A 6,274-nucleotide genomic window follows, 5' to 3' on the forward strand; every position below is an offset into this window, starting at 1 on the left:
CCGTGGCCGAGGCGCGGGCGCTCGCCCGGCTCGGCGCGGTCGAGGAGGCGGTTCGCGCGTATCGGAGTGCGGGCCCCGAGGGCGCGCCGGAACTCGCCGAGTTCCTCGCCGCGCGGCAGGACTGGTCGGGCGCGGCGGCGACGCTGCAGGCGCATCTGGCCGTGGCGCTGCCGCCCGCCCCGCAGCCGCTGGGCGATGATGAGCGGCAGCTCGTCGCCCGCACCGCGGCGCTTCTCGCCCTGTCCGGCGATTCGGCGGCACTTGAGGCGCTGCGCACCGCGCACGCCGCGCGCATGTCGGGTGGCGCCCTCGAGGACACCTTCGCGCTGCTCACCGCGGGCCCGGTCGGCGGCGTGGGCGATCTGCCACGCGCAAGGGCCGAGCTCGAACTCGCCCGGGCGCTTCCCGCGCGGCTGGACAGGTTGCGGGCAAGCCCGGGGGAGGCAAGGTAACTCTCCGGCCAGCCCCCGGGGGCGGCCGGTGAAGCTCCGCGTGGCCCGCGGGGGGCACCCGCGTTTTTTTCGGCCTGGGGGGTCCGAATTCGCTTGCGCCCCCGACCCCCTTGCCCCATATGCGCCGGCCGTTGACCCCACGAGGTGCCGCGCGCCGCGGCCACCAAGGTCATCTGCTGGCTGGAGGAGCCCGCCATGGAAGCTCTCGTCCATCCGGGGATGGTCTCGGATCTGCCGAGCGACGCCCGGACCGACAACCCCGAGGTTGAGCGGGACTACTTCATCAACCGCGGCGGCCTGCGCTTCGCCGGCGTGCACCTGATCGTGGACCTGTGGGGCGCGTCGCGGCTCGACGACCCGGACCACATCGATGCCACGCTGCGCGAGGGTGCGCTGGCCGCGGGTGCGACCATCCTGCACGGGCACTTCCACCACTTCTCGCCCAATGGCGGGGTGTCGGGCGTGCTGGTGCTGGCGGAGAGCCACATCTCCATCCACACCTGGCCCGAGCGCGACTACGCCGCGATCGACATCTTCATGTGCGGCGAATGCGACCCGGCCAAGGCGATTCCGGCGATCAAGCGCGGCTTCCAGCCGGAGCGCGTGCAGCTTGCCGAGCACAAGCGCGGCCTGATCGGCTGACGCCGGACGGCGAAAGGGTGTAGAGGGCCGGGCCGAAGGGTCCGGCCCTTTTTTGCGTGCGACGGCACGCCTGCGACGGGACGATTGCGATGGCCACCGATTCCTGGGTGAACGAGACGCTCTACGCCGAATGGGGCCAGCGATTCCTGGTGAAGCGCGAGCTCGCGCGGGTGAAGTCCGACTTCCAGGACATCATGGTGTTCGAAAGCCACACGCATGGCCGCGTCATGCTGCTCGACGGCGTGGTGCAGATCACCGAGATGGACGAGTTCGTCTACCAGGAGATGATCACCCATGTGCCGCTGCTGGCGCATGGCGAGGCGAAGCGCGTCCTGATCATCGGCGCCGGCGACGGCGGCGTGCTGAAGCGCGTGCTGCAGCACCGCACGGTCGAGAAGGCGGTGATGGTCGAGATCGACGGCGAGGTGATCCGCCTCGCCAAGGAGTTCATGCCCGCCATCGCGGGCGACGCCTGGACCGACCCGCGGGCCGAGGTAATCGTCGGCGACGGCATCGACTATGTCCGCCAGGCACCGGCCGGCAGCTTCGACGCCGTCATCGTGGACAGCACCGACCCGATCGGCGTGGGCGAGGTGCTGTTCACCGACGAGTTCTACGCCAATTCCGCGCGCCTCCTGTCCGACCGCGGGCTGATCGTGAACCAGTGCGGCGTGCCCGCCATGCAGGCGGAGGAACTGCGCGAGACATCGCTGCGCCGCGCGAAGTCCTTCCCCGATGTTTGGGCCTATGTCGCCGCGGTGCCGACCTATGTCGGCGGCTACATGACCCTCGGCTGGGCGGCCAAGGATGCGGCGCTTCGCCATGTCGGCGTCGAGGAGATCCGCCGCCGCGCCGAGGTCGCGGGCGTGCTGGACACCACCGGCTACTGGACGCCCGAGATCCACGCCGCGGCCTTCCACCTGCCGCCCTACATCGCCCGGCACCTGCCGCGCGGCCACGACTGAGCGGGCCAGGGCGGCGCGAAGCCTCGCCGCCTAACCCAGCTGCGCCGCCGGCGGCGGCTCGCGCCGCAGGCCCGGCGTCAGGCCGCGCAGTGTGCCGTCGTCGAAGCGTTCGCCGAAGACGTCGAACAGCACCGATCCGGCGGCGTTGCGCGCCGTCTCGAACGCGCGCTGCGCCGCCGGGTCGCCGGGCGCGGCCAGCGCGGCGTTCTCCGCCTCGCGCAACGCGCGGATCTCCGCGTTCAGCCGCGTCGCCGCCTCGCGCGGCAAGGCCTTGCCGGCGACGTAGACGGCCTGGCTGATTCCCATCAGTTGCACGATCTGGTCGGGAATCTCGAACTGCTCGAGGTTGGCGGTGCCGTTCACCACCAGCGCGACCGCCGCGAACAGGCTGAAGACCACCGCCTGCACCCGCGTCACGTCGATCTCTCCGTCACCGGCCAGCAGGTCGCGCCATCGCGGCAGCCGCGGCGTCGGGTCGATCACCCCGGTCCCGAGCAGCCAGAGCCGGTTCGGCGTGTCCACGACCGGCCCGTCCGCGGCGCGCGCCAGCGTGGCGCCGGCGAGCGTGATGCCGAGCAGCATCAGCACCGTAGGCGAGAGATCCGGCAACTCGCCGGTCCGCACCATGACGTAGGCGTAGACGCCGGTGAGCACGAGCGTGAAGAGCAGCACCTGGAAGCGCGACAGGCTGCAATGCCCGAAGGCGTCCTGCATGATCACCGTCGGCCGCAGCGCGAAGGCGAGCCGCGAGAGGTCGGCGCCGTCCCGCCGCGCCACCTCCCGCGCATGGGCGAACTGCCGCGCCTGGACATGCGCCGAGGCGAGCGCCAGCACCAGGTACAGCCCCGCCACGGAGGCCAGCCCCGCCGCCGCGGAAAGCCGCAGGCTCGAGAGATAGACGCGGTGTTCGCCGAAGGCGCGGATCTCCTGCCCGTGGCAGGCGAAGACGAGGACGTCCCAGCGCGAGGGCAGCCAGCCGGCGTTCTGGTCGAACTCGATCTGCAGCCCGGTGCGGTCGCGCTCCGGCGCCGGCGGGCGGACGCTGGCGAGCCGCAGACCGGCCGCGCCGACGCCCTCCCCGGCCGGCACGAGGACGGCGGCGAAATATGTCTCCGGCCAGCGTGCGCGCCAGGGATCCTCGGCGGGCAGGTCGGGTGGCCGGATGGTCAGGGCGATGGTGGTGACGGCAGTGGCGACCTGCCGGACGCCCTCGAGCCGGGCGGCCGGCGCGGCGCGCTGGACATGGGCGACGATCGCCGCGCGGACCTCCCCCCCTGTCGTGGCGACGCGCCCGTCCGGCCCCGCCGGGAAGCAGGTGAGGCCGATCTTGGCCGCGAGTTCGGCCTCGCGCGACGTGCCCTGCGCGGCGGCGCGGTCCCAGGCCAGCAGGCAGAGCAGCAACAGGACGACACGCCGCATCGGACCTCCGCCCGGACGTTACGGAGGAGGTGCGCGCTGGCGCAACGAGGAAATCAACCGCCCTGGCGGCTCCAGGGGCCCGAGGCGCCACCTCCAGCGCCGCCTGTGCCAACGCCTGCGCCGCTCGGGGGCTTCAGCAGCACCGCCGTGCCGGAAGCGCTGACCATCAGCATGCCGTTTCTGGAGCCGAGGACCTCGTAGTCGAAGTCGATGCCGAGCACGGCATCTGCGCCGAGCGCATGGGCCCGGGCGGTGAGGTTGGTCAGGGCGGTATCCCGGGCCGCGCCGAGTTCGCGCTCATAGGTGCCGGATCGCCCGCCGACGATGTCGCGCAGGCCGGTGAGCAGATCCTTGAACACGTTCACACCCACGACGGCGTCGCCGAAGACGATGCCGATGTAGCGCTCGACCTCGCGGCCCTCGATGCCGTTGGTGGTGGTGAAGATCATGCGGAGCCTCCGGGACGGGACGGCAGGCTTATAGCGCAAAGCCCTGCACGAGGCTGCCGGCCACCAGCCGCCAGCCATCCACGGTCACGAAGAAGGCCAGCTTGAAGGGCAGCGCCACGATGGTCGGCGGCAGCATCATCATGCCGAGCGACATCAGCACGCTCGCCGCGACGAGGTCGATGACCAGGAAAGGGAGGAAGATCAGCACGCCGATCTCGAAGGCGCGGCGCAGCTCGCCGACCAGGAAGGCGGGCATCAGCGCGCGCCATGGCGCATCCTCCGCCGTGGCCGGCGGCAGCCGCGCCAGGTCCAGGAACAGCGCGAGATCGGCATCGCGCACCTGCGCCGCCATGAAGCGCCGGAACGGCTCCGCGGCGGCGGCCAGCCCCTCCGCCTCGCCGATGCGGCCCTCCGACATCGGCATCAGCCCGGCTTCCCAGCTCGCCTGCAGCGTAGGCTCCATGACGAAGAGGGTGAGAAAGAGCGCGAGCGCGATCAGCACCGAATTCGGCGGAATGGACGGCGCGCCGATCGCGGTGCGCAGCAACGACAGCACGATGACGATACGGGCGAAGGCGGTGACCATGACGAGCAGCGCCGGCGCCAGCGAGAGCAGTCCGATCGCCGCGGTCAGCTGAACGAGCCGCGCCGTCGCGCCCGCGCCGCCGGCGCCGAGATCCAGGCTGACGCTCTGCGCCGCCGCTGCGCCCGGCGCGAGGACGAGGGCGAGGAAGGCGGAGCGGATCATGCCGGCGGGTCCATCGTGCGCTCATGCGGAAGCCAGCCCAGCACGAGGTCCTGCGCCCCGCCGGTCAGCAGCAGCAAGCCGCGCCCGTCGCACCGGAGCAGCACGACGCGGCGGCGCGTGTCGAGCGCGACGGCCTCCACCACGACGAGGCGCCGTCCCGGTGTCTGCGCCAAGCCTGCCGCCCGCACGCCCCGAAGCGTGAGCACGAGTCCGCCGAGCACGGCGATGAGGGCGAGCGCCCCCGTCGTGGCGGTCCAGCCGATGTCTGGCATGCGGTCTCCGTCCTGGGACGCGCGGATGAGGAGGGGGTCAGTCCGGCGGGTCGAGCCGTGCGGCAAGGCCGTTCACGCGGAACAGCAGGTCCTCGAGCGCCGGGCGCAGCCGCCGTGCTTCGGGCATGTCGAGCGTCATCACCGCGGCGCAGAGCACGGCGCAGTCGCGCTCGAGTCCCGCGAGGTCGATGCGCCGCCCGCCATCCACGAGGGCCGCGGCGACGGCGATGGTGCCGCCGAGCGATTCGATGGCCGCGCGGACCGCCGCGCTGTGCTGGACCATGCTCTGCATGGATGCCGCTCTAGGTCCGCGACGGTAAACGCGCGCTGAAGGACGCGGCGCGTTGTTCGGGATCCCGGCACTCAGGATTTGTTCATCTGTTGCAGGGCAGGGTGCGTCGCATGGACGCGATGCACGGATTCGGCGCGGGGGCCGCCCCGACACGGGCCGCACAGGCGGCGCAGCGACACGATCCGCTGACGCTGGCGGAGCGTCGCCTCGGCTGGCTCGACCGGCGGCAGGCGGTGCTGGCGCAGAACGTCGCGAATGCCGACACGCCCGGCTTCCGCCCGCGCGACCTGACGCCCTTCGGCCGCGAACTGGCCGGGCAGATGCGGCTGGTGCTGGCGCGGACGCAGCCAGGCCATGGATCCGGCAGCCAGGCGATCCCGCAGGCACGCCCGGACCGGCAGGCCGGCGATGTCGCGCCGGACGGCAACGCCGTGTCGCTCGATCGCGAAGCGGTCCGCATCGCGGAAACCGATACGGCGCATCAACTCGCCATGGCCGTGCACCGCAGCTTCGCCGGCATGTTCCGCATGGCACTCGGCCGGTAGCGGAGGGACGGGGGGCGATGGACCTCGAGCGGGCGCTGCGCATCTCGGTCGCGGGCATGGCGGCGCAATCCACGCGGCTCCGCGTGGTGGCGGAGAACCTGGCCAACAGGGACAGCACGGGCGAGGCGCCAGGCGCCGACCCCTATCGGAGGCGGACCGTGACCTTCTCGAACCAGCTCGACCGCGCGATGGGCGTGGAAACGGTGAGTGTCTCGCGCGTCGGCACCGCGGGGGGCGATTTCCCGCGCCGCTACGAGCCGGGCCACCCGGCCGCGGATGCGGACGGCTACGTGAAGACGCCGAACGTCGACGGCTTCGTCGAGGTGATGGACATGCGCGAGGCGCAGCGCAGCTACAGCGCAAACCTCGCCGTGCTGGAGACGACGCGCGCCATGCTCACGCGCGCCATCGAAGCGCTGCGCTGAAGCCGGGCCCAGCATGGCCACCGACGGCATCGCGGCCGCGGCCGCCGCTGCCTACCGCAGCGCTG

General features: G+C 72.3%; 10 protein-coding genes. 5 read left to right on the forward strand and 5 right to left on the reverse strand.

The genetic code is table 11. The annotated features are described in order from the left end of the window. The 3 genes from L2I40_RS17180 to speE form a co-directional block, all read left to right on the forward strand. Positions 1 to 452 (forward strand): hypothetical protein (locus L2I40_RS17180; protein ID WP_237216417.1); only part of this gene is annotated, 452 nt, incomplete at its 5' end. A gap of 195 nt (positions 453 to 647) precedes the next feature. Continuing rightward, complete coding sequence (speD, locus tag L2I40_RS17185; RefSeq protein WP_237216418.1) at positions 648 to 1,094, forward strand: adenosylmethionine decarboxylase; 447 nt, start codon at positions 648 to 650, stop codon at positions 1,092 to 1,094. Between the two features lie 89 nt (positions 1,095 to 1,183). Then, positions 1,184 to 2,059, forward strand: coding sequence for a polyamine aminopropyltransferase (gene speE / locus L2I40_RS17190; RefSeq protein WP_237216419.1), 876 nt, complete (start codon positions 1,184 to 1,186; stop codon positions 2,057 to 2,059). 30 nt (positions 2,060 to 2,089) lie between these two features. On the opposite strand, the gene L2I40_RS17195 is transcribed toward speE, so the two are convergent. The 5 genes from L2I40_RS17195 to L2I40_RS17215 are packed head-to-tail and all read right to left on the reverse strand — an operon-like array spanning position 2,090 to position 5,239. Then, a complete protein-coding gene (locus L2I40_RS17195) occupies positions 2,090 to 3,478 on the reverse strand; it encodes a hypothetical protein (RefSeq protein ID WP_237216420.1) in 1,389 nt (462 codons plus the stop codon). Positions 3,479 to 3,531: 53 nt separating this feature from the next. Then, positions 3,532 to 3,927, reverse strand: a complete 396-nt coding sequence (locus L2I40_RS17200; RefSeq protein ID WP_372491073.1) for a heavy metal-binding domain-containing protein — start codon at positions 3,925 to 3,927, stop codon at positions 3,532 to 3,534. A 28-nt stretch (positions 3,928 to 3,955) separates the two neighbouring features. Continuing rightward, positions 3,956 to 4,675 (reverse strand): flagellar type III secretion system pore protein FliP, encoded by a 720-nt coding sequence (gene fliP, locus L2I40_RS17205; protein ID WP_237216421.1) that lies wholly within the window; start codon positions 4,673 to 4,675, stop codon positions 3,956 to 3,958. Continuing rightward, positions 4,672 to 4,947, reverse strand: coding sequence for a flagellar biosynthetic protein FliO (locus L2I40_RS17210; RefSeq protein ID WP_237216422.1), 276 nt, complete (start codon positions 4,945 to 4,947; stop codon positions 4,672 to 4,674). Before L2I40_RS17210 ends, fliP begins: the two co-directional genes overlap by 4 nt. 37 nt (positions 4,948 to 4,984) lie before the next feature. Continuing rightward, on the reverse strand, positions 4,985 to 5,239 hold the full coding sequence (locus L2I40_RS17215) for a hypothetical protein (protein ID WP_237216423.1): 255 nt from the start codon (positions 5,237 to 5,239) through the stop codon (positions 4,985 to 4,987). Between the two features lie 110 nt (positions 5,240 to 5,349). Here L2I40_RS17215 and L2I40_RS17220 point away from each other — a divergent pair, with 110 nt between their 5' ends. Continuing rightward, complete coding sequence (locus L2I40_RS17220; protein ID WP_237216424.1) at positions 5,350 to 5,784, forward strand: flagellar basal body rod protein FlgB; 435 nt, start codon at positions 5,350 to 5,352, stop codon at positions 5,782 to 5,784. Positions 5,785 to 5,801: 17 nt separating this feature from the next. Continuing rightward, positions 5,802 to 6,209: a flagellar basal body rod protein FlgC gene (gene flgC, locus L2I40_RS17225; protein WP_237216425.1), complete on the forward strand. Its 408-nt coding sequence runs from the start codon at positions 5,802 to 5,804 to the stop codon at positions 6,207 to 6,209. The last annotated feature ends 65 nt before the right edge of the window (positions 6,210 to 6,274 follow it).

Source organism: Falsiroseomonas oryziterrae, from assembly GCF_021864505.1.
In the GTDB taxonomy this organism is placed as follows: domain Bacteria; phylum Pseudomonadota; class Alphaproteobacteria; order Acetobacterales; family Acetobacteraceae; genus Falsiroseomonas; species Falsiroseomonas oryziterrae.

What these genes read in the sequence shown, in the direction of transcription:
- speD (WP_237216418.1), top strand. Translation starts at nt 648, where the DNA reads ATGGAAGCTCTCGTCCATCCGGGGATGGTCTCGGATCTGCCGAGCGAC.
- speE (WP_237216419.1), top strand. Translation starts at nt 1,184, where the DNA reads ATGGCCACCGATTCCTGGGTGAACGAGACGCTCTACGCCGAATGGGGC.
- L2I40_RS17195 (WP_237216420.1), bottom strand. Translation starts at nt 3,478, where the DNA reads ATGCGGCGTGTCGTCCTGTTGCTGCTCTGCCTGCTGGCCTGGGACCGC.
- L2I40_RS17200 (WP_372491073.1), bottom strand. Translation starts at nt 3,927, where the DNA reads ATGATCTTCACCACCACCAACGGCATCGAGGGCCGCGAGGTCGAGCGC.
- fliP (WP_237216421.1), bottom strand. Translation starts at nt 4,675, where the DNA reads ATGATCCGCTCCGCCTTCCTCGCCCTCGTCCTCGCGCCGGGCGCAGCG.
- L2I40_RS17210 (WP_237216422.1), bottom strand. Translation starts at nt 4,947, where the DNA reads ATGCCAGACATCGGCTGGACCGCCACGACGGGGGCGCTCGCCCTCATC.
- L2I40_RS17215 (WP_237216423.1), bottom strand. Translation starts at nt 5,239, where the DNA reads ATGCAGAGCATGGTCCAGCACAGCGCGGCGGTCCGCGCGGCCATCGAA.
- L2I40_RS17220 (WP_237216424.1), top strand. Translation starts at nt 5,350, where the DNA reads ATGGACGCGATGCACGGATTCGGCGCGGGGGCCGCCCCGACACGGGCC.
- flgC (WP_237216425.1), top strand. Translation starts at nt 5,802, where the DNA reads ATGGACCTCGAGCGGGCGCTGCGCATCTCGGTCGCGGGCATGGCGGCG.